Origin of the sequence: Methanocaldococcus vulcanius M7, assembly GCF_000024625.1 — an archaeon.
Lineage (GTDB): Archaea > AGJL01 > Methanococci > Methanococcales > Methanocaldococcaceae > Methanocaldococcus > Methanocaldococcus vulcanius.
The window spans coordinates 57,704-81,190 of the sequence record NC_013407.1 but is presented as its reverse complement, the minus strand read 5'-3'; the positions used below and the strand labels follow the sequence as shown (position 1 = coordinate 81,190).

21 protein-coding genes are annotated in these 23,487 nt (G+C 28.3%); 8 read left to right on the top strand and 13 right to left on the bottom strand.

What is annotated here, in order from left to right:
- Nucleotides 1–9: 9 nt before the first annotated feature.
- From mfnD to METVU_RS00375, 3 genes are all read right to left on the bottom strand, one after another.
- Nucleotides 10–927, bottom strand: a complete 918-nt coding sequence (mfnD, locus tag METVU_RS00385) for a tyramine--L-glutamate ligase (protein ID WP_012819495.1) — start codon at nt 925–927, stop codon at nt 10–12.
- 19 nt (nt 928–946) lie between these two features.
- On the bottom strand, nt 947–1,750 hold the full coding sequence (locus tag METVU_RS00380; protein WP_012819494.1) for an aspartate dehydrogenase: 804 nt from the start codon (nt 1,748–1,750) through the stop codon (nt 947–949).
- Nucleotides 1,751–2,157: 407 nt separating this feature from the next.
- Complete coding sequence (locus tag METVU_RS00375) at nt 2,158–2,427, bottom strand: PRC-barrel domain-containing protein (RefSeq protein ID WP_012819493.1); 270 nt, start codon at nt 2,425–2,427, stop codon at nt 2,158–2,160.
- Between the two features lie 145 nt (nt 2,428–2,572).
- On the opposite strand from METVU_RS00375, the gene METVU_RS00370 reads away from it, so the two are divergent.
- From METVU_RS00370 to METVU_RS00335, 8 genes are all read left to right on the top strand, one after another.
- A complete protein-coding gene (locus tag METVU_RS00370) occupies nt 2,573–4,312 on the top strand; it encodes a bifunctional NADP phosphatase/NAD kinase (RefSeq protein WP_012819492.1) in 1,740 nt (579 codons plus the stop codon).
- A 217-nt stretch (nt 4,313–4,529) separates the two neighbouring features.
- Nucleotides 4,530–5,468 (top strand): hypothetical protein, encoded by a 939-nt coding sequence (locus METVU_RS00365; RefSeq protein WP_012819491.1) that lies wholly within the window; start codon nt 4,530–4,532, stop codon nt 5,466–5,468.
- On the top strand, nt 5,465–5,953 hold the full coding sequence (locus tag METVU_RS00360; RefSeq protein ID WP_012819490.1) for a hypothetical protein: 489 nt from the start codon (nt 5,465–5,467) through the stop codon (nt 5,951–5,953). The genes METVU_RS00365 and METVU_RS00360 overlap by 4 nt, the downstream gene beginning before the upstream one ends.
- A 46-nt stretch (nt 5,954–5,999) precedes the next feature.
- Nucleotides 6,000–7,115, top strand: a complete 1,116-nt coding sequence (locus METVU_RS00355; protein WP_012819489.1) for a glycosyltransferase family 9 protein — start codon at nt 6,000–6,002, stop codon at nt 7,113–7,115.
- Nucleotides 7,112–8,251: a glycosyltransferase family 4 protein gene (locus METVU_RS00350; RefSeq protein ID WP_012819488.1), complete on the top strand. Its 1,140-nt coding sequence runs from the start codon at nt 7,112–7,114 to the stop codon at nt 8,249–8,251. The genes METVU_RS00355 and METVU_RS00350 overlap by 4 nt, the downstream gene beginning before the upstream one ends.
- A 115-nt stretch (nt 8,252–8,366) precedes the next feature.
- On the top strand, nt 8,367–9,284 hold the full coding sequence (gene rfaD / locus METVU_RS00345; RefSeq protein ID WP_012819487.1) for an ADP-glyceromanno-heptose 6-epimerase: 918 nt from the start codon (nt 8,367–8,369) through the stop codon (nt 9,282–9,284).
- 34 nt (nt 9,285–9,318) lie between these two features.
- Nucleotides 9,319–10,404 (top strand): glycosyltransferase family 9 protein, encoded by a 1,086-nt coding sequence (locus METVU_RS00340; RefSeq protein WP_012819486.1) that lies wholly within the window; start codon nt 9,319–9,321, stop codon nt 10,402–10,404.
- Nucleotides 10,391–11,614, top strand: coding sequence for a glycosyltransferase family 4 protein (locus METVU_RS00335; protein WP_012819485.1), 1,224 nt, complete (start codon nt 10,391–10,393; stop codon nt 11,612–11,614). The genes METVU_RS00340 and METVU_RS00335 overlap by 14 nt, the downstream gene beginning before the upstream one ends.
- Here the strand turns inward: METVU_RS00335 and METVU_RS00330 are convergent.
- From METVU_RS00330 to METVU_RS00285, 10 genes are all read right to left on the bottom strand, one after another.
- Complete coding sequence (locus METVU_RS00330; protein WP_012819484.1) at nt 11,609–12,643, bottom strand: glycosyltransferase family 2 protein; 1,035 nt, start codon at nt 12,641–12,643, stop codon at nt 11,609–11,611. The two genes, METVU_RS00335 and METVU_RS00330, sit on opposite strands and share 6 nt — an antisense overlap.
- On the bottom strand, nt 12,636–13,700 hold the full coding sequence (locus METVU_RS00325; RefSeq protein WP_012819483.1) for a glycosyltransferase family protein: 1,065 nt from the start codon (nt 13,698–13,700) through the stop codon (nt 12,636–12,638). The genes METVU_RS00330 and METVU_RS00325 overlap by 8 nt, the downstream gene beginning before the upstream one ends.
- An 8-nt stretch (nt 13,701–13,708) precedes the next feature.
- Complete coding sequence (locus tag METVU_RS00320) at nt 13,709–14,632, bottom strand: sulfotransferase family protein (protein WP_012819482.1); 924 nt, start codon at nt 14,630–14,632, stop codon at nt 13,709–13,711.
- 111 nt (nt 14,633–14,743) lie between these two features.
- On the bottom strand, nt 14,744–15,724 hold the full coding sequence (locus METVU_RS00315) for a UDP-glucuronic acid decarboxylase family protein (protein WP_048196640.1): 981 nt from the start codon (nt 15,722–15,724) through the stop codon (nt 14,744–14,746).
- A gap of 35 nt (nt 15,725–15,759) precedes the next feature.
- Nucleotides 15,760–16,518, bottom strand: a complete 759-nt coding sequence (locus tag METVU_RS00310; protein ID WP_048196638.1) for a sulfite exporter TauE/SafE family protein — start codon at nt 16,516–16,518, stop codon at nt 15,760–15,762.
- A gap of 10 nt (nt 16,519–16,528) precedes the next feature.
- Nucleotides 16,529–17,050 (bottom strand): adenylyl-sulfate kinase, encoded by a 522-nt coding sequence (cysC, locus tag METVU_RS00305; protein WP_012819479.1) that lies wholly within the window; start codon nt 17,048–17,050, stop codon nt 16,529–16,531.
- A 29-nt stretch (nt 17,051–17,079) separates the two neighbouring features.
- On the bottom strand, nt 17,080–18,012 hold the full coding sequence (locus METVU_RS00300; RefSeq protein ID WP_012819478.1) for a DHH family phosphoesterase: 933 nt from the start codon (nt 18,010–18,012) through the stop codon (nt 17,080–17,082).
- On the bottom strand, nt 18,013–19,161 hold the full coding sequence (sat, locus tag METVU_RS00295) for a sulfate adenylyltransferase (RefSeq protein WP_012819477.1): 1,149 nt from the start codon (nt 19,159–19,161) through the stop codon (nt 18,013–18,015).
- Nucleotides 19,162–19,238: 77 nt separating this feature from the next.
- Complete coding sequence (locus METVU_RS00290) at nt 19,239–21,938, bottom strand: nucleotide sugar dehydrogenase (protein WP_012819476.1); 2,700 nt, start codon at nt 21,936–21,938, stop codon at nt 19,239–19,241.
- Complete coding sequence (locus METVU_RS00285) at nt 21,935–23,470, bottom strand: flippase (RefSeq protein ID WP_012819475.1); 1,536 nt, start codon at nt 23,468–23,470, stop codon at nt 21,935–21,937. The genes METVU_RS00290 and METVU_RS00285 overlap by 4 nt, the downstream gene beginning before the upstream one ends.
- Between the last annotated feature and the right edge of the window lie 17 nt (nt 23,471–23,487).

Genomic DNA, 23,487 nt, shown 5'->3' with positions numbered 1-23,487 from the left:
TCACCTTTTTTATTTTTCCACTTTAAAACATCTACCTCGGACTTTAAAATTTAATTCCTCTCCATTTGCATTTTTTATTAATAACTCTGCTAAACTTGGATCTGTATCTATTCCACATATACTCGTGGTTATTCTTGGATTTATCTCCACAACATAAACTTCATCTTCATTTACTATAATATCAACTCCGACATATCCATTAAGTCCATCTATGCAGTTAACTGCTTTAATTGATTCTGAAAAGATCTCTTCTTTTAACTCATGTTCTATATTAACATCTGCCCCAACAAATCCCTTTTCATTAATATATTGCCTATTTAAAGAGATTGGATATATATTCTTTCCAACTATTAAAGAGACGGATAATGTTTCTCCTTCTATATATTCTTGAATTATAGATCCTTCATTAACAAGTTCATATTTCCCTCCACATCCGTCTATTTTTTTTATAACATATCTCCTTGGGGGAAAGGTCTTTGGAGTTTTTACATAATTTTTTATTTTTTTATAAGTTAAATACTTATTTCCTGCAATTTCAATGGCCTTTGATGACGATCCAAGGTTTTTAACATTGTTATATCTTTCTAAAATTTTAGTCAAATTTTTCAAAATTCCCTCTTCTTCTGGAGCGATTATTAATGCATAATCAATATTCTCATTATTCAAGGCATTTTCTAATTGTTTCTCTAAATTGTTATTGATTTCTAAGATATTTAGATTGTTTTTATTTTTTTTAGTTTTATCATTATTTTTATGCATAATATCGGTTTCAGTAAAAAGTTGTGAAAATTCTTTGTTAATTAGGCAGAGAACATCATCGACGTTTAAAAATTGTGAGATTAGGGTGTTAAACATCATTTTTCCTTCTTTTAAAATACATCTGTCTTTAAATCCCACAGCCAATGCATATTCAAAGAACAGAATCACACTTAACCACCCATTTTTATTACGTTCCGACTTTTATGGGCTCTGCCAGATCCATGATCAACCTAACAGCAGAGTAGGCGGCAAGTGCAGAGGTTTTTGGGTTTTCTTCAAATGGAACATTCTCTACACAAACTTTTAATGTTCCAATAGAGCTTTTTACAAATATCTCATGTCTGTTTAATTTTATTTTTGGATCTGCTACAATAACCACCTTTGCAGAATATTCAGTTGCTATCGAAAGAACTACGGCAACGTTTATGTTTGCTGGAAAATTTTTTATTGCCTCAAAAACATCCCCTTCATAAACCATAACTTCTTCTTTTATTTTTTCTGGCTCATATCCGAGATTTTTTAACGCATCTTTTAATGCACATACAGGTTTAGTAGTTTTTAACACTACCTCTTTAATTTCTCCTAATTTTAGCGCTTTTATTGCATCTAATCCTCCAATAGCGCCTGATGGAAGATAAATTTTTCTATTTTCACTTTTAGCCAATTTTTTAAGTTTTAAAAATAACTCTTTATCTGCTAAGGCACCTACACTCATTATTAACACATCTTTTCCATTTTTTAAAGATTTTTCAGCAACCTCTTCAACAGCATGAACGGAAGCGGATTCAATCACAAGATCTAAATCCCCCCTAACCAATTCATCAACATCCCTACATATTTTTGCTTTAACGATGTTTGAAAGAGATATTGCTTTTTCTATGTTTCTATCATAAAGAGCAACTATTTTCGTATTTTTTATAGTTCCATCCGCCACTTTTTTTGAAATAAAAGTGCCAATTGCACCACAGCCAACTATTCCAATTTTAAGCATTTTTTACCCACCTCTTAAAAATAACTAAAAATAAATTAAATTTATTACTTTGCCAAATTTATTAATAAAACGTAAATCATTAAGTATCTAATTATCTACTCCTTAACTACTAAAAACTTAATAAAAACCCATCCTTTAAAATTATGAAATTAAAACTTTGTATTACAATTTATGTAAAAATAAGAATAAAATAATATTATCTAATTTAATTATCCAATTTAAATGTTGAATGACATATTACCTACAATAACAACATTCATGCCTATACTAAATTTTTTGTTTATTGGATTTTATCAAATATTTATTTTTACTGCACTCATTTGCAATCTTCCTTTGTTGTTTATTTTATCTATAACTATTTTGCAGTTTAATTATCATTATATAAAAATTTCATGTTAATTTATCGTTTATTTTTTTAGAAAGCCGTATCCTGTTTCAGCCGGTGGTTTTACCAATATTATGTTTCCAATAGCAGTTATTAAGTTGAATGGCAAAACTACCTTTTTTGATGGATCTGCAACATAGTCCTTTAAACATCCATTTTGAACATCTGAAACGATCAAACCCGCAATAACGCCTTTATTCAAATCCAGCATCACATCATACACCTTTCCAACGTAAACTGCGGTTGTTGTATATATCGGCTTATCTAAAATATCACTAACCCTAATTGCCATTAACCTCACCTTAAAGATCTTTTATTGAATTTTTAATAACTTTTTAATGAGTTTATTGCAACCTTTTTATAACTTTTAATTTATACTTTTAATTAAAAATCTTATTTACAATTAATGTTTATTTAAATCTTTTTGTGTGGTTGATATGGAAGGTCTCAAAATTGCTACAAAAGTCGTTAATGAAATCGACAGAAAAATAAAACCACTGATTGGGTGGGAAAAGGCAGATGAAATAATTAAAATCGGTGCAGATGGAACCCCAACAAAAAGAATCGACTTAATTGCTGAAAACATTGCCATCAACATATTAGAGAAGTTTAGTGGTGGGATCTTAATAAGTGAAGAGATCGGAATAAGGACTTTTGGTAGGAACTTAGATTATATTGTAATATTAGACCCAATAGACGGGACATACAACGCTTTAAAATCTATTCCCATATATTCAACCTCCATAGCACTTGCAGAGATAAAAGGGAAGGATAAAAAAGTAATAAGAGAGCATTTAGAAAATATAGAATGGATAAAAAATTTTATCGCCAGTAATTATACAATAAATGATCTAAACATTGGTGTCGTGAAAAATTTAGCTACGGGAGATTTATACTACGGCGTTAAAGGAGAAGGAAGCTTTTTAGAAAAAGACGGGGAAAAAATAAAAATTAAAGTTGAAAATAAGAATGACTTAAAAGAGGCCTCTGTTGGATTGTTTGTTTATGGATTATCAAATGATTTATTGGAGTTTTTAAAAGAAAGAAAAGTAAGAAGAGTTAGATTATTTGGATCTATGGCTTTGGAAATGTGTTATGTTGTTAGCGGATCCTTAGATGCTTATATAAATATAAATGAAAACTCTCGGCTCTGTGATATTGCAGGAGCATACGTTATTTGTAAAGAAGGAAATGCAGTGATAACAAATAAAAACGGAAAACCACTAAATATGAAATTAAACCTAATGGAAAAAACATCACTAATTGTCAGTAATAAACATTTAAACAGAAAATTAATCGCCTTATTTGGAAATAGATGGGCAATAAAGCCCACAAAATTTGGAATTATCGTTAGGGAGGATAAAAAAGAAGCCGTCAATTTATCAATTGAAGTATGCAAATACTTGGATAAAAGAGGGATTCCCTACTATGTTGAACCCTTCCTAAGAGCAAAAGTTGGAGGAAATCCACTAAACATTTCGGAAATATCTCACATAATAGCCATCGGAGGAGATGGAACTATATTAAAAGCTTCCAAACTCGTTGATGGAGAAACAATACCAATAATTGCCGTAAATATGGGAAAAGTCGGATTTTTAGCAGAATTTTACGAGGATGAGATTTTTAAAGTAATAGATCAAGTTATATCTGGAAATTACGAAATTGAAAAAAGAAGTAAATTATCATGTAAAATAATAAAGAATAGTCAATACAATCCAAATAAAACCCATGAAACAATAAAAACCCCATCTGCTTTAAATGAAATGGTAGTCATTACCAAAAATCCAGCTAAAATATTAGAATTTGATGTATACATCAATGATACACTTGTTGAAAACGTAAGAGCGGATGGAATAATCATCTCTACCCCAACAGGATCCACTGCCTATTCTCTAAGTGCAGGAGGGCCAATAGTAGAACCAAGCGTTGATTGCTTTATAATATCTCCAATTTGCCCGTTTAAACTATCTTCAAGACCTTTGGTTGTTTCTGCATCCAATAAAATAAAATTAAGGTTAAAATTAGAAAAACCCGCCTTATTAGTTATAGATGGAAGTGTAGAATATGAAATCGGAAAAGATGACTGCTTAATATTCGAGAAATCTGACGATTATGCCTATTTTGTAAAAGGAAAAAGTTTCTATGATAAATTAGATAGATGCTTAGGATTAAAGTGAAAATACCTTTTAAATTATCCTTAACTATTTAACTACACTTATTAACCATTAATATTAACTTTAATATTAACTATTAATAAATTAAGTTAACCAAAAAATAAAAAATAAAATATAAAAAGAGTATAAATATATCAAATATAAATTGTAAATATATTATAATGTTTATATTAAATGTTGTTAAAGTGTTGCTATAAACATTAAAATTAGAGAGCATACTATGACATTTGAAACACTATGCAATGAAATTATCCACAGATTTAATGATGATTTTGCCAGAATATTAAAATCCGTTTATTTAGGGCACTTTGAACATCTTAAAGAGGAGGACATAAAAAAATACAACATAACAGAAAAAGATGATTTACTTTTTTATGGAAAAAACCGCCCCATTTTCAAATCTTTAACTTTTTTTAATGAAATTCCCGTATTTAGGAAAGAAGAAGATAGTATCTTATTCCTAAAGGATATTGGAATACCCCCATCAAAAACCTTAAACTCTCTCACCTATGAAGAAAAAATCAAACTTAGAAATGAATTTTTAAACATAAGTAAAACTATAATCCCAAGGGAATATTTTATCCACGTTCCAAAGCTAATTTTTGGTAAAGAGCATTATTTTAAAGACGTTTGTCTAAAAGAATATGTTTCTACCTTAAATGGGATTTACAAAATAGGGAATAAAAGAAAAGTAATGGAATTAATCATAAACAGAAAAATTCCAGAAGAAAAGGATGTTATAAAATACAGAAAGATACTGGCAAAGAGAATAAATCTCTTTAATAAAAAATTGGACGATTATGAAATAAGAAACTTTAACATAAACTTTAATGGAAAAAACTTTAAATGCCAATATATTTATATAAAACAAACTGTGTGGGATAAAATCCTGGGTTTATTTGGAGAAGGAATTGAACTTAAATATTACCCAACATTAGTCAATATCGCCTACTCTAATAAAAAAATTGATTTCTTAAAGCCATTTTTTATATTTATCGACATTGACAAAAACATCTCAGTTTATGCAAGAGTTCCAAAACTTCTCTATCTAAAACATGGGTTATCCCTGAATTATTTAGAATTAAAAGGAAAAACCACATATTTTGGAAATTGGGAAAGAGACAAATTTTGGAAAATAATTGAAAAGGGATCATTATGAAAAAACACACTTATGTATTAATCCTCCTGCTATTTCTCTTTATAAATATCGGACACTGTTATAATATTGGAAAAATAACTCTAACTAAAAAGAATCCAACCTATACAAACGAATTTACATTAAAAAAAGTAGAAAACTTCACATACAAGCTTACATTCACACACTACGGAATCATGAACAAAAGTGGGGTAATTTACATCCTCCTAAATGGAAAAATAATATACAAAATAGATAAAAATAACAAAGTAAATATAAATAACAAACCCTATCCTACAATCTCAATAGATATAGCCCACACTCTAAAAAATGGAAAAAATATATTGGAAATATATGCTCTAAATCTAAACAACCATAATTACTACGTCTTGAATAATGTTTACATAAATGAACCAACCAAAACACCAATAAGCACTAAATTAGAACTATGCATTTTGATCTTAATGAGTATGTGTATCATCGGCTTTTATAAATCAAGAAGAATATAACATCTAAATTTATAATTTATAAGATATTGATATAGTCGGTGAAAAAATGGCAATCTCAATACTAAGGAAATTAGACAAGTATTTAGGTAATTTTATAATTTTAATATTAACTCCCACTACTTCCAAAAAACCCAGAAGTGAAATTAACCTCAATACTTCAAAAATACTAATTATTAGATTATGGACTTTGGGGGAGAGTTTATTAACTCTTCCAATGATAAAGAAACTAAAAGAAAACGGGTATGATATTTCTGTTTTAGTAACAAAGAGAAGTAAAGGAGTTTTTGAAAATGTTGATTTTGTTGATGAAATTATTGATTTGGGAGATTTTTTTAAAATAATTAAAAAATTTAAAAAATACGATGTTGTTATTGATACGGAGCCGTATCTTAATATATCTGCCATATTAGGATGGTTTTTAGGAAAAAAGGTTGTAGGATTTAAAGGACTTTTTAGAGACAAATTGTATGATCTCAAAATTGAATATATCGATAAAACTCATGCTGTCTATAATTTTTGTAATATGTTAAGGCCGTTTGGAATTGATTATAAACCAGAAAAGTTGATTCCTTTAAAATATACTGAAAAAGACAGAGAGAATGTTGATAAATTGTTAAAAGAATATAGCTTAGAAGATAAAAAATTAATTGGCATTCATTGTGGAACTGCTGAAACAGCCCCATGGAGAAGTTGGAAAAAAGAAAAGTTTGCTAAATTGATTGAGAAATTAGTTGAAGATGGCTTTTATGTTATTTTAACTGGAAGTAAGGGAGATTATAAAGTAAATGAGAAAGTTTTAAATTTAGTTGATGATAGATTTAATGATAAAGTATTTAACTTTGCAGGTAAGACAAATTTAAGAGAGTTTGCTTATTTATTGACGAAATTTGAAGTTTTTATTTCTAATGACACAGGACCTATGCATCTAAGTGCTGCTATGGAAACTAAGACGATTGGCTTGTTTGGTCCGAATTTACCAGAGAGATTTGCTCCTTTTGGTAGGGGAAATATTGCTATTTATAAAGCAGATAGTTTAGATTGCTCTCCATGTATAAATGTTCATAAAGGAGAGTTTAAAGAATGTAAATTAAATGGGAAGTGTATGGATTTGATTGAAGTAGAGGATGTTTATAGTGCCATTATAAATTTGGTGGGAAAATGAGAATTTGCTATATCATTGATTTTTTCGTTCCTCATTATCAGGGTGGGGGTGAAAGGAGACTTTATGAAATAGCAAAAAGAATGGTTAAAAAAGGTCATGATGTAGATGTTTTGTGCATGAAAATTAAGAATGTTCCAGATTATGAAAATATTGATGGAATAAATGTTTACCATATAGGCCCAACAATAAAAAATCCTCCTTATAGGTCTCCATTAGATTTTTTGAAATTTATTATAGCAGTGTTTAAATGGTTAATGAAAAATAGATATGATGTTGTTGATGCTCAAGCATTTATTCCATTAGTTCCTGCATCTTTATGTTATATTTTTAGAATTCAGAAAAATGTTATTGGGACAATACATGATGTAAGTCAGAAAAAAGATAAAAGTCAGTGGTTGTATTATGGGAATATTGCATATTTCATTGAAAAATTTTTATATAAACTACCATTTAAAAAGATAATTACTGTTAGTAATATTATAAAGAATATTCTAAATGAACAGTATGGTATTCCAAATAATAAGATCTATGTAGTTTATAATGGTGTTGATTTAAACTTAATAGATTCTATAAAAGTTGAGGACGTTGATACAAATTCAATAATTTTTGTTGGAAGATTAATTCCACATAAACATGTTGATGATTTAATCAAGGCTGTATCTTTAATAGTTAAAGATATTCCAGAGGTAAAATTAAAGATAATAGGTGATGGTATCGTTAGGGGTGAATTGGAAACTTTAGTTAAAGAATTAAAATTAGAAAATAATGTCAAATTTTTTGGAAAATTAGACGATTATAAGGATGTAATTAGGGAAATAAAAAAATCTGAGGTTTTGGTTCTTCCATCTACACGAGAAGGATTTGGTATGGTTTTAGTGGAAGCTAATGCTTGCTACAAACCAGTAATTGCATATAAATCAGGAGGTGTTATTGAAGTTATTGACAATAATTGTAATGGTTTTTTGATGGAGGAGAGAAATATTTATGAACTAAGTGAAAAAATAAAATTTTTGCTGAAAAATAAAAATATTGCAAAAGAAATGGGAAAATGTGGAAGAAAAAAAGTTGAAAGAATGTTTGTATGGGATAGGGTTGTTGAAGAAATTGAGAAAGTGTATAAAGTTCATCAAAATTAATATATAGATTTCAATTAAATCTAGGACAGGAATATATGAAAGACATAAATGCTGACGATATTTAATTATTGTTCAATGAAATGATATAAAAACACAAAATAGTTTTGGTGAGATTATGAAGGTTTTGGTTACTGGAGGAGCTGGCTTTATCGGCTCTAATTTGGCATTAGAGTTACAAAACAAAGGTTATGATGTTGTAGTTTTAGATGATTTTTCATCCGGACATTTTAAGAATCTCCTTGGTTTTGAGGGTGATGTTGTAGCTGAGAGTATCTTAGATGTTGATTTGAGTAGGTTTAGGGATGTGGATGTTATTTTTCATCAGGCAGCGATAACAGACACAACCGTTCAAGACCAGAAGTTGATGGTGCAGATTAACACAGAAGGGTTTAGGAGATTTTTAGATTTTGCAGTTGAGAATAATATAAAGTTTGTTTATGCTTCATCAGCTGCAACTTATGGAAACGCTCCTGCTCCTCAAAAAGAGGAAGATGCAGGAAAACCAAACAATATTTATGGTTTTTCAAAGTGGATTTGTGACTGTATAGCAAAGAAATATATAGAAAAATATCCAGATGCTCATATAGTTGGATTGAGGTACTTTAATGTCTTTGGACCGAGAGAACAGTATAAGGGAAAGATGGCTTCAATGATTTGGCAGTTAGCAAAGCAAATGGTTGATGGAAAAAGACCAAGGATTTTTAAATGGGGTGAGCAAAAGAGAGACCAAGTATATATTAAAGATGTTGTTGGGGCTAATTTATTAGCGGTTGATGCTAAAAAAAGCTGTATCGTAAATGTTGGTAGTGGAAGGGCTGTAAGCTTTAATTATATAATAGAGGTTTTGAATAAGGTTTTAGGATTTGACTATGAGCCAGAGTATATTGACAATCCATATAAAGAATTTTATCAAGAACACACTGAGGCAGATTTAAGTAAAGCAGAGAAATATTTAGACTATAAACCAAAATGGGGTTTTGAAGAAGCAGTTGAGGATTATATGGAGTGGTTGAAAGAGAATAAATATATTTAAGCCATCTTCTAAATACTTAATTAATGGTGATTATGTGATTAAAATAGAAAAAATTAGACATAGATATATTGCAGGATGGATAATTAACAATAAATATTATTATAGAGTTGTAAATAAAAATTTGGCATTGTTATTTTATTTTTTAGACATTTTTTTAAACTCAATATTTAAAAAAAGAATATTTCCTAAAGAAGTTAGAAATATATTGATAATCCGTCTTGAACATATTGGTGATGTTATATTAACCACTTCATTTTTTAGAGAATTAAAGAGAAACTATCCTAATGCAAAAATAACAGTATTATGTAGGGAATTGACAAAAAACTTGTTTAAGATGATTCCATGGATTGATGAAGTTCTTGTTCTAAATACACCATGGTTAAGTAGAAATGATTCTAAAGGATATTTTAATGTTTTAAAATTCATAATAAACAATTATAAAAAATATGATTTGGTCTTTGATTTGCATCCTGACCCAAGAAATTTAGTTATTGCAAGATTCGTTGGAAAATATACTATTGCTTACGGTATTAAAGGGTTTAGATTTTTAATTGATAAAGAAATTTTTTGGGATTTTGGAAAGGTTGAACATATAGTTGATAGATATTTAAATATTCTTGAAGAGCTTGGATTAAATATTGAAAAAAAAGAACTTGAAATTAAATTAGATGAAAGAATTATTAGTAATGTAAAAAGAAAATTAAAAGAAGAATTTAATTTAGATTTTAATATAGATACATCTGACAAAAGAGATAATACAAAAATTGTGTTAATTCATCCGATAAGTGGAAGAGAAGAAAAAAACATTAGTTGGGAAGAATGGGAAACCATAATAAAAAATTTATTAGCAGAAAAAGATACTTTAATTTTTATTGGTGGAGCAAAAAATGAAAAACCAATAATTGATAAAAATTTAGGACATTTAATAGATAATAAGAGGGTTTTTAATATTGCAGGATTTTTCAACTTGTTAGAGTATATTCATTTTATAAACTTGGTAGATTTCATATATAGTGTTGATACATTTGTGGTTCATGTAGCTTCAGCATTAAAGAAAAAGATAAAAACATTTTACATAGCAACAAATGAAAATGAGTGGGGATATTATGGAAAAAATTAAAGTGCTGTATGTGGGCAATTATGCACCATGGCTATATCAAAATTTTAAATATTATGATAAATTCGGAATTGATTTTTATGTTTTACCAATAGAAGGAAAAAATTTTTTAGAAAAATATAAAATAAAGCACTATGATGCTAAAAGAATAAAAGATATTGCTAATATACCTCTTGCACTGGATTTTTTAAATTACTTTTTTTCTATTGGAAATAAAGTTATGAATTTTGAAGAAATATTAAAAAAAGGAGATTTTGATATCGTCCATACCTTAGAACCATTTACTCCATATACAGTTGATATTGTTAGATGTTCTAAGAAATATGGTTATAAAACAATTGTAGAGACATGGGAAAATTTGCCATATAATTGGGAATATTTCTCATACCTTGGAACTCCTTTTTCTTTATTTAAGATAGAGAGAATCTACCACAAAAAAAATAAAAGATATTCATTAGCAAATTGTGATAAGATACTATCAAAATCAAAAACTGTTGAAAATGCGTTAATTTTGGAAGGTTGGGATAAAAATAAAATTAAAACTATATATTATGGAGTTGATTCAGAGATATTCAAACCATATTCTGATGAAGAAAAAGAACAATTAAAAGAAAAATATGCTAAAAAAGTAGGTATAAACAACAATAATAAAAAATTTTTTATATTATCTATTGGTAGGATTGAATATGAAAAAGGATATATTGATATGTTTTGGGCTGTAAAAAAATTAATTGAAGAGTATAGCAATAAAATTGATATCTATTGGTTAATATTAGGTTCTGGAAACTTAAAAATTAAATTAATAGAATTGTCTGAAACTTTTGGAATTAAGAAAAATATAAAATTTTTGGGATTCCTTGATTATTTTAACCTTCCTGATTATTATAATTTGGCAGATATTTTTGTTTTAACACCAAACCCAAATATCCACTGGCTTGAGCAGTATGGATTTGTTTATGTTGAGTCCCAAATGTGTGGCTTGCCAGTAATTTCTTCCTTAACGGGGGAGATTCCAAATGTTGTTAAAAATGGAGAAACAGGACTTTTAGTAAAACCAAGAGATTCTTATGAAATATATTGTAAAATAAAAGAATTTATAGAAAATGAAGATTTGAGAAATGAATTTGGAAAAAAAGCAAGGAAATGGGCACTAAACTTTGATGCTGAAAAGAAAGCAAAAGAACATGTAGATTTTTATAAGTCAATTTTATAATAATCCTTTTTCCTTTAATATTTTTATATTTTCCTTTGGAATTCCAAATCTTATATATTTCCACATTTTAAATGACATTGGTTTTCTTTTTACTTTTCTTTGTATAAATATTAATTTAAAAGCTTCCTTCGTCCCTTTTAAAAATTCCCTATACATTTGTAAAAAAGTAATATCTGGTTCTTTTTGTTTTAAATTTTTATACGATAAAATACTTTGAATAGTTAGCCAATTTATTGTATAGAATAAAAATAAAAACATAGGAAAATTTTTATACAACATTAAAATCTGATTTTTCGTCATTTGATATTCTCTCCATAAGTTATTTCTTTTTTTGGGAGTTTCGTTATGCCTTATTATTATCCATGGGTTTAAAAGTACTTTATAATTATTGATCCAAAGCCTAATGGACAAATCAATATCTTCTGCATATACAAACATATTTTCATCAAAGCCATTTATTTTTTCAAAAGCTTCTTTTCTAACTAAAACACCACATGTTGCAAAATGATTTAAATAAAAATATATTGAATTTTCTTTTAATAGTTTTATATTATTTGGAATATCAAATGATTTTTTAGTTTTTGTATCTAATTCACAAACTGTATATTCATAACCTATCCTTTTTCCATTTTTGTATATTGGATATTCAGTCGCATACCTTATAGCACCGATTTTATTATCTTTTTCTAACAATTCGATGTCTTTTTCTATGATATTTTTTAAAATATATTCATCTTGTAAGTAGTTATCATCATCTAAAAATAGAATATATTTGCCCTTTGAATTTTTAACTCCGATATTTCTACCTTTTGAAGCCCCAAGATTTCCATTATTTTTTATATATTTTATATTTAACTTTTTTTCGTATTTTTTTATTAAATCTCCTATATCTTCTCCGTTATTTACAATAACTATTTCAAACAAACTCCTCTCAACGTCTTTTTGATTTAAAATACTGTCCAATAAATTTTCTAAATCCTCCTTTCTATTGTTTGTTACCACCACAAGAGATAACAGGATATTATTCATTTAATTCACCCTCAACTATATTTAAAAGATATTTGGCTAATTTTTCATCTACAAAATATTTATTTACATGAGTATTTCCTTCTTTTGCTATCTTTTTCCATTTGTCGTTTTCCAAATAGTGAAGAATTAAATTCTTAACTTCACTAACATTGTTATAAAAAACAGCCGATTTTCTATCAATAAAATTGTTGGGAATTTCAATTATTGGCTTCTTTGTTAATAACATCGTATTTAAGTAGGGTACTTCATAATATCTAAAAGTATCTACACCATAGCCGTATGTGTTTATGGAAATTTTTGATAGAGATATTATTTTTAAATACTCCTCAAACTTTAAACTTCCCTTATTTGTGTAGCATTTTACATCATATTCTTTTTCTAATTCTTTTAATACGTCAAAAATAATCTTTCTTTCCTTAGTGTTTGGAGTTGCAATAAAAGAGACATCGTATTCTTTTTCTTTCTTTTTAATATTTCTTAACCAAGGGCAATATTCTTCTAAATTTATAACACCTAATGGAATAGGTCGTAGTTTTTTGCTTTTAAAAATATTGGATGGAGAAATATATAACTCATTTAAAATAAATGGTTCTGATAAGCATTTAGATAATATATTACAATTATAATGCAAAATCCCTGGCAAATGTTTTTTGAGATAAATGTGGGCTTTCAAATTATCCATAAGTTTTTCTCTCTTAAAATATGCAATGACTTTTTTATTTAGTATAATTTTTTTGATATAGGGAAAATCTCCAAAATCTACAACAATTATATTTTTTCTCTTATGATTATTTTTTAACACATATTTAACATATTTAGCAGTATGTTGGTTTATACATTCTAAAATTATATAATCATAATAATCGCTATCTATTTTTTCTTTAATTCCTTTCCAATCTAAAAAACTTTTCTCATCATATTTCACTGTAAAAGAATCGTTATCAATATTAGGATATGGGAAAATATCAAGGTCTTCTCCCAATATTTTTTTTAATCCAATATAGAGTGTATTTTTAAGATAATGTGAATGAAGAGTATTTAAAAACAAAATCTTCATATTTTCACCTAAATTTTTAACCAATGGCTTAAGTCCCTTCCCGTAAATTCGCTTAGTGAGAGTATATCATCTCTATATAAATTTATTAAGTATTCTTTTGTTTCTTTTCTCATTTCTGGCTTTTTGTCTCTTTTATATGCTAATTTTTTATACATATTTTGATAAATTTTTCCCAAGTTCAGTTTTCTAACTACATTATAAACTTGTGGATATTTGTATAAACTTTTTGAGAACATTATTTCAAATTTATTGAATAATTTATACCATTTAGAAGAAGTATCTGGAAGAACTCCTACATTTTCCTTTCTTTTTAATGATTCTGGAATATAGCTTGTTTCATTAACACCTAAAAATTCATAGAGATCTTTTAATAATTTCTCTGGATTATTTACAATATCGTCATGAAAACATATAAAAATTTGCTCTCTATCAAACACGGACAGCCATTTTTGAAGATGTTTATAATAAAATCCAATATCTATATCCCACTTAGCCACTTTTAGATAATCTTCAAAGGTTATGTATTTTAAATTTTTTAGTTCTTCAAAATACTTTCTTAATACAAATGATGAAGGCAATACATAAAAGTAGCTTGAATATAACCTTTCAATGGGATTTCTAAAAATTACAATTAACTTAATGTTTGGAAAATGTTCTTTTATTCTTTTATATGCCAATGGATCAGAAAAGTAAGATGGTGAAAACTCCCCCTTAATTGGCTTTTCAGAATTAAAATGAGATAAATACCATTCTATCCCTTTTTTATAATTTTCTTCAAATTCAAATTTTTCACAATAATCATATTTGTTGAAAAAGTGTATCTCTTTCTTCTCAGGAATAAATATTTCTGGATGTTCAGAAAGACATTTTGCCAACCATGTAGTTCCACTTTTTGGTGTTCCAATGCCTATAAAATTTATGGTCTTTTCCATGTATTTACTCACCTTTTAAATATTATTCTTTAAATTATAAAGAAATTTTTAAAAATTTAAAAAATGATGTAATCTTATAATATAAATATAATTAAATATTTCAAATGTTAATTAAACAATCTCCCTAAAATACTCAATAGTTTTCTTTAACCCTTCCTCCAACCTAATCTTTGGCTTCCAACTTAAAACTTCCTTAGCCATTGTTATGTCTGGTCTTCTCCTAACAGGGTCATCTTTTGGCAGTGGTTTAAATACAATTTCACTTTTACTTTCAGGAATTAGTTCTAAAACCTTATTAGCCAATTCTAAGATGGTAAATTCTTCTGGATTGCCCATATTTAGCACTGGAATGGTATCCCAATTAAATTTGCTTTTTAATTTATTTTCTAATCCTTCTTTATCCATCTCCATATATTTCAACATTCCTTCAATTAAATCATCAATGTATTGGAAACTTCTTGTCTGTTTCCCGTCCCCATAGACAGTTAATGGTTCATTTTTTAACGCTTGAATTATAAAATTACTTACAACCCTTCCATCATTTGGGTCCATATACGGCCCATAAGTGTTGAAAATCCTAACAATCCTAACATCCAATCCAAAGTTTTTCCAGTATTCATAACAGTATGTCTCTGCTACTCTCTTTCCCTCATCATAACATGCTCTCGGACCGATAGGATTAACATTCCCCCAGTAGCTCTCTTTTTGTGGATGTTCTAATGGATTTCCATAAACCTCTGAGGTTGAAGCATGTAAAATTTTTGCATTATGTTTTTTTGCCAACTCTAAGATATTAATTATACCAAAGATAGATGTATTTAATGTGAAAATTGGGTTTTTTTGATAGTGTGGAGGAGAAGCAGGACAGGCTAAGTTGTAAATTTCATCCAATTCCCCCTCAATTTTAATTGGTTTTGTTATATCATGCTTAATAAACTTAAAATTTGGATTGTCTAAAAACTGTTTTATATTTTCTAACCTTCCAGTATAATTATTATCAATACAAATAACTTTGTTATTATCTTCTAATAATCTTTTTATCAAATTAGTGCCAATAAAACCAGCACCACCAGTAACTAAAATAGTTCTCATGATTTCACCAATACGTTTTTTCATTTTTTGAATAATTATAGTTGGCGTACAATTTGTTTAACTAAAATGATTATCCCAACAATTAAGATCATAATGGAAATTATCTTTCTTAAATTTTTTGGCTTTATTTTTGAATTAATTATAGATCCGAGATATACTCCAGGTACAGTTCCAAGAATTAGTAATAGGGCAAGCATATAATCCACATTTCCTAAGCTCATATAATTTAAACTACTAAAAAAAGTCAATAAAAGTCCATAAAATAAACTTGTCCCAATAATTTCCCTTGAAGATAGGTCTGTAAAATTCATCAATGCAAATGTAATTAAGACCCCACTACCGATGGATGTAAATTGAACCACCAACCCCACTATAAATCCAAAAAATAGTAAGATTTTTGACGAGCATTTCTTTCTGTAAGAGTAAAAAAATTCCTTTTTTAAATTTATGATTGATGTAAGGATCAGTATAATACTTAGCATTATAGTTAATAAACTGTTTATTTCATCTCTATTGACAACTCTTAATATTATAGCACCAAGAATAATAGCTGGAAAACTACCAAAAAATAATTTTAAAGCAATATTTTTATCTACATTACCTTTTTTATTATGAAAATAGGCACCTAATCCCTTGGTTATTGCAGCATAAAGTAAATCAGTTCCTATGGCAATTATTGGCTCAACACCTAAAAGTATTAAAGAGGGAGCCATTAAAACGCCTCCTCCAATACCTGTAATCCCCACAACAACCCCAACCACAAATCCTAAAATAACAAAAATTATCTCATGCAAAAAATCACCTTTACAAATATCCAAGATCTTTTGCCTTTTTTATTATCAACTCAACTTCCTCATCTACATTCATCTTAGAACTATCAACTTTAACTTCTGGATTTTCTGGTTCTTCATATGTACCATCATATCCAGTAAGTCCTTTAATCTCTCCTTTTAATGCTTTGGCATAAAGTCCTTTAGGATCTCTTTTAATTCTAACTTCAAGAGGAGCATAAACATAAACTTCCATAAATCTTTCAATTTCTTTTCTTGCATAGTCCCTAACAGATTTGTAAGGGGAAATTAAAGAAACAATAGCAATTACTCCATTCCTTGATAGCAATTTAGCCATATGTATTACAATCTTATTATGCATTTCTCTTGCCTCTTTACTAAATCCTAAATTAGGATACAAAGTGTTTCTAATTTCATCCCCATCTAAAATTTCAACATTATATCCCATCTCTTTAAATCTATTTTTTAATGCCCTTGCGAGTGTTGTCTTTCCCGCTCCACTTGGACCAGTAAGCCATATTGTAAATCCTACCATATTATCTCCTATTTTCCAATATTTATTTTTTAGCATTTATATTTTTTAATGACATTTAAAACCTCATCAATCTCTTTTTTATCACAGATGCATCCTAAAACATCCTTCTTTCCCCCAGCATTAAAGCCCTTAGATTTTAATGTGTTGATGATCTCATTCATTTTTATTTTATCCACTAAATTAGATGAAATTCTAAAGTATATCTGACCTTTTCCATTAAAGTTTTTATTTACAACTATTGCTCCATCATAACTCATTTCCCAGACAACCTTCCTTGCAACTTTTGAGATAATGTTAAATTTACTCTCAAATTCAATAAAGGCAATGTTATCTTTTACTTTAATATTTGATATTGCATCTTCAATTGCATTATTTATCATTTCCACGTTTTTATTCCATTTTTCATATTCTAAGAGTTCTTTTGGTTCTAATTCTAAAATAACATTTACAGATTTCTCTACTGACTCTCTTTCCATAACAATGTAGTTGGAATCAATTAACTGAACTAATTTTAAAGCTTCCTCTTTGCTAATATCTTTTTCATTTAAAAGCTCTAAAACTTTTTTAATGCTAAATGCTCTTTCTCCAATATCTCCAACTGCTCCAAGTGCTGATAAATAATTCCATAAGGAAAAGTATTCTGAAACTACAAAAGATGCTGAAGGAAAATCTCTCCCATCTAAAACTGGATTTATCTGCTTAACATAAGGGTTTTTAATCCTTTTTTGTATGTGATGATCGATAAATATTGTTTCTTTCTCTATATTTTCGACTTCCTGAGGAAGATTTAAATCCAAAACATAAATTTTTTCTGCTTTTTCAATCTCTTTCCAAATCCTATTATCAAATCTAAACTCTCCAATTGGTGGAGTAATATTTATAAAATCCTCCAAATTTAAAGCTTTAATAGCTAAAACTGCTGAGACAATCCCATCAGTGTCCCAGTGATGAATAATTAGCATTTAATCACCTACAAAAGGATTTTCAAAACTTTTTATAACCTCATAGACCTCTTTTCTCATAAAATATTCAGGAGGAACTTCACCCTTAACAATCATATTCCTGATTTTTGTTCCACTGAAATATTTTCTATCTTCTAATGGATGAGGACAGATCTTTTCATTAACAATACCCTTACATTTTCTGCAATAGAAAAATTCTTTAAAGAACATTGGAGTTATTCCCAAATCAGGGAAGTTTTTGAATATTTCTTGTGCCTCATAAGGTCCATAATAATTCCCAACTCCAGCATGGTCTCTTCCAACAATGAAGTGTGTGCATCCAAAATTCTTCCTCATGATTGCGTGATGAATAGCTTCTCTTGGCCCTGCGTATCTCATTTCATACCTAACTGTTGCTAAAACTGCTGAATCTTTTGGGTAGTAATGTTCAAATAATGTCTCATAAGCTTTTAAAATAACTTCATCTTTATAGTCACCTTTCTTTTTCTTTCCAAGAACTGGATTTATAAACAGCCCATCAACAAAAGTTAAAGCAAATTTTTGTAAATACTCATGCCCCAAATGAGGGACATTTCTTGTTTGAAATGCAACAATGGTCTCAAATTTTCTTTCTTTAAATAAAGACCTTGTTTCTGTTGGTCTTAAAGTATATTTTTTAAAGGGATTTGGTAGTTCATTTAAAAGATAAATCTCTCCTCCGATTAAATATTCCCCCATATTCATAAGTTTAGCAACACCAGGATGGTTTAAATCAGTTGTTTTAAAAACCTTTTGAGCAAATTCTTTTTTATCGTATTTGTAGATGTCATCAACATGCATTTCTGCTATTGGCATATCTTTGTAAAAGAGTAAAATCGTATCATCCACTCCGAAATTAAGCTCTTTTTTATTAACATCTAAAACAATAGGAACACTCCACGGTAAATCATTCAGCAATCTCATATTATTTAAAACTGACTGAAATTCTTCTTCGATCAAAAATCCTTCAAGAGGAGAATAAACTCCATGAGCGATATTTTCTAAATCTACTGCCAGCCCTTCTCTAATTCGAACTTTTGGATATTCCTCCTTTTCTTCTAAAATTCTTTTTTTATCTCTTTCAGATAACAATCTCTTTATTAATTTCCCTCCATGCGGTTTTGATACCATAATCTTTACCCCATATCTTTTTTGTTTAAATTGTTAGATACCTATTGAATTTTAAAAATCAAAATAAATAAAAATTGTTAAATATCATAACCAACTCCATAATATTTAAATCCAAGTTTTTTAACTTTTTCAACATCTAAGATATTTCTTCCATCAAATATGATTTTTTCTTTAACTAAATTTCCAATCTTTTTCCAATCCTCTTCATTGAACTTGTTATATTCAACAGTTATTATTATTCCATCCACATCTTTAACTGTCTCATATAAATCATCCAATACATACAAGTTGTAGCCATAAAATCCTTTTGATTTATCTAACTTATACATGTTAGCAGTGTTTTCTCTTGCCTTTTCAACATAATCAAAGCCCTTAACAATAGCCCCACTCTCTAAAAGCATATCAATCAATTTTATTGCTCTACTTTCCCTCAAATCATCAGTATTTGGTTTAAATGCCAAGCCCAATACAGCAAAGGTTTTTCCATTTAAATTTCCATAATAATTCTTAATCTTTTCAAAGAACCATTTTATTTGCTCTTCATTAACTATATCGGTAGCTTTTATTAATATCGGCTCTATGTTGTTATTTTCAAATTGTTTTATCAATGCTTTGACATCTTTTGGGAAGCAATTATGGATTAATATTCCATAAGATGTTATGAGTAGAGAATTTTCTGTTTCTACGCTATACACATAACCGCTATAATGCTCTTTTATAATTTCTTTAACCTCTAATATAGCGAAGTTATCTGATTTACTATAACCTAATGGTTTTATGTTTCTTTTGTAGTTCTCTACGATATCTTTATAATTCTCCCATTTTCTACCAAATAACTCTCCGATTTTCTTGACTTGTTCTAATCCATTAATTCTTATAATATAAGCCATAGTTGTTGATTTGTTGTTATAGCATTTTTTCACGGATGCTACAATACCCAACGATTGCAGTAATATCAACAAGGAATGAGCCATTTTTTTACTGACAGTTGCAAATTCAATATTTAGATTTTTGTCATTATTTAACCTTACAATTCCGCCATCTCCTCTAAAAAGACCTTTTAAGAACTCCCATTTTATTTCTTCCTTTGAATTAAATATCTGTGGAGGAATATTTTTATTATAACAGTTAATTCCGCAGTTTAAGATATTTTCAAACACATAAGCCAATATTTTTGAGGAGATGATGATTGAATGAGAACCGTCTTTTATTTTTTCTATGTATTTTATACCTAATTTGTTTAATATGTTTTTAACATCGTTGATATATTCCTCTTCATGAATACCAAAACATAATCCAATTCTCTTCCTTACGACTCCATTTCTTCCATAATCCTTAGATATCCAACCTTCTGATAGATAATAACCCATCAGTCGTGCAAAATCTTTATCTATTTTTATTTTATATGGAATTGTTGTTGATTTGCTTCTTGCAGTGAATAACCTATTTTTTGAACCATATTTATCTAAGATTTCTTTTATTAGTAGTATATCCTTAGATCTTATTGTTCCATTTCTTTTAACATCATGAGGATATTTGTTTGATAAGTATAGTTTTATAATGTTAAATTCATTAATTACCAAATCCTTATTGTGTATCCAAACTTTTTCAATAAGGTCTGTCTTACTGAGTTCTTCTAAGATATCTATCTCTATTTCCTGTTCTTCTCCAAAGTTTCCATAAGGTAAAATTACCTTATCCCCTTCTTTAACATCCTCTGCTAATTTAACTTTTAAGTTTCTATCTTCTAAAATCACAACTGGATGATCTTTTGTTATCTTTATTTCTCTACCTAAATTGAATCTCAAAGTAATTAAATCATCGTTATAATATCTTTTTGATGCTAATTTTAGCTTTTTTAAAGATAATTTTTCTCCATCAAAGGATAGAACCTTTATATCATCTTTATCCTCTAATTCAAATAATTCTTTGAATGTTATGCATTCTAAACCTCTACCTCTATCTATAAATAAAACTTCATCTGGGTGGAAGCAACTCCCTCCATAACCAATTCCAGCATTTAAGAACTTATTCCCAATTCTTGGATCTAATCCCATAGCATAGCTTATTGTTTTTATATTAGCTTTAACCTTATCAGCTAACTTTGCCAACTCATTAACAAATGATATTTTTGTGGCTAAGAAAGCGTTTGAAGCATATTTTATCAACTCTGCTGTTTCCCAATTGGTTATAACAAATGGAATATTTTTCTCTTTAAAGTATTTATAAACATCCTCCATAGTCCTTATTGGCTTTTTATTCTCTAAATTTTCAAATCCTAAAACAATCCTTTCTGGATTAAAGAAATCATAGACAGCAATCCCCTCTCTCAAAAATTCAGGATTTGAGACAACATCAACATTATACTCCTTTAAAAGCTCTTTAACTTTCCTATTTGTCCCCACTGGAACAGTTGATTTTATAACAATAACTTTATAGTCATCTTTATCAATTGTTTCTTTTATTTTTTCTACTGCTGAAAATAAAAACCTTAAATCGGCATTTCCATCTTTATCTTGCGGAGTTCCAACACACAAAAAAATAACATCTGAATCTTTTATCGGTTCATAGGAAGTGGTAAAAGTTAATTTTTTATTTACATGCTTTTTTAATAACTCTTCTAAGCCCTCTTCAAATAACGGACACTCTCCCCTATTTAACGCTCTAACTTTTGATTCATCAATATCAATTCCAACAACATCAAAACCAAACTCAGCCAAACCAACCGCCTGTATTAAACCCACATAACCCGTTCCAATAACTGAAATCTTTTTCATTTAAATCCCCTAAGTTTATTTATTATTTTGTATATTATATTATAGATTTCTTTCAAATCAATTATTCTTAACCCTAAAATCCCAATTAAATAAATTCCAAAATACACAACACTACCAACAATCAATTGTAAAACAACATTATTTATAATTTTCGTCATTAACACCAAAGGAATCAAACTAAAAATCCCAACTAAAACGACCAAAATCCACTTTTTAGTTAAAAATGAATAATTTAAAAATTTACTTAAATACCACGTCTGTAAAATCCACATTAAAAAATATCCAAAAACAGTAGTTATGGACGCCCCAACAATTCCTAACTTGGGGATCAATAAAATATTAAATATTAAATTAAAAGTAGCTCCAAAATATAAAATCTTAGTTGAAAAATTTGGCTTTCCAATACCATTCAAAACTGTGAATCCAATCCTATTTAGTGTCATAAAAATTGTTCCCAAACTTAAAATTCTTATAGCTGGAACAGCTGATAAATATTGCGGATTAAAGAACAAATTTATAATAACCTCTGGAAAGTAAGCCATCAATATTGCCATTGGTAGAACTAAAACAAAAGAATATAGACAAATTCTCTCAACTCCATAACCTAACGCCTCTTTATAGCCCTTCTCCCACAACTCAGAACTCATAGGAAATAGAACAGCACCAACAGCAGAGGCAAAATAACCTAATATAGAGACAGTCGGCATAGCAACATTTCTATAATCAGCAACAGCATTTAAGCCAGTAAAATAAGTTAAACAAATTCCATCAACATACCCTAAAACTAAACTTCCAGCACCGCCTATCATAACAGGCAACCCATAGGAAAATAACTCCTTAATTAATTTCTTTGAAAATAAAAATTCCTCTTTAAAAAATTCTGGAAAAATCTTTTTAATAAATATGTAGCCATATATAAAAATCATTAAAATTGGAACTAATGTATAAGCATAAGTTGGAGCAAAAACACTATGCATTCCAAAAACGTAAATAAATATGAGTGATAATATCAAAATTAAAAAAATTCTAACAAAATTTATTGTTCCATAATACTTTTGATTTTGAAAACCTTGTATAGAATTGGAGATAACGTCCATAATACTCTGAAACCAATATCCAATACTCAAAATAATCAAAACATCAATAACTAAGCTCAGATGTCCAGTAAATTGCCCTTTATTATTTATATAAAATTCGGCAATAAACGGAGCTAATAAAACTATTAAAATTGTTATAATTAAAGAAACAGAACTTTGTAAAATCCCTACGCTAATTATTGCTGATTTAACTAAATTTCTCTTATTCTCATGTAAAAATTTTGGAATAAACCTCACTAATGCAGCACTTAGCCCCAAATCCTTAAAAATAGCAACCATACAACAAAAGTCCAAAACAGCATAGAATAGACCAACCTCTAACTTTGGAATTTCGTTGGCATAGAGCATTCTAACCAAATATCCAATTGGAGCTGCTAAGATTAAAAGTAAAAAATTCCAGCCAATTCCTTTTATTGCCCTCTCTTTATAACTCAACTTTATTCACCATTTAT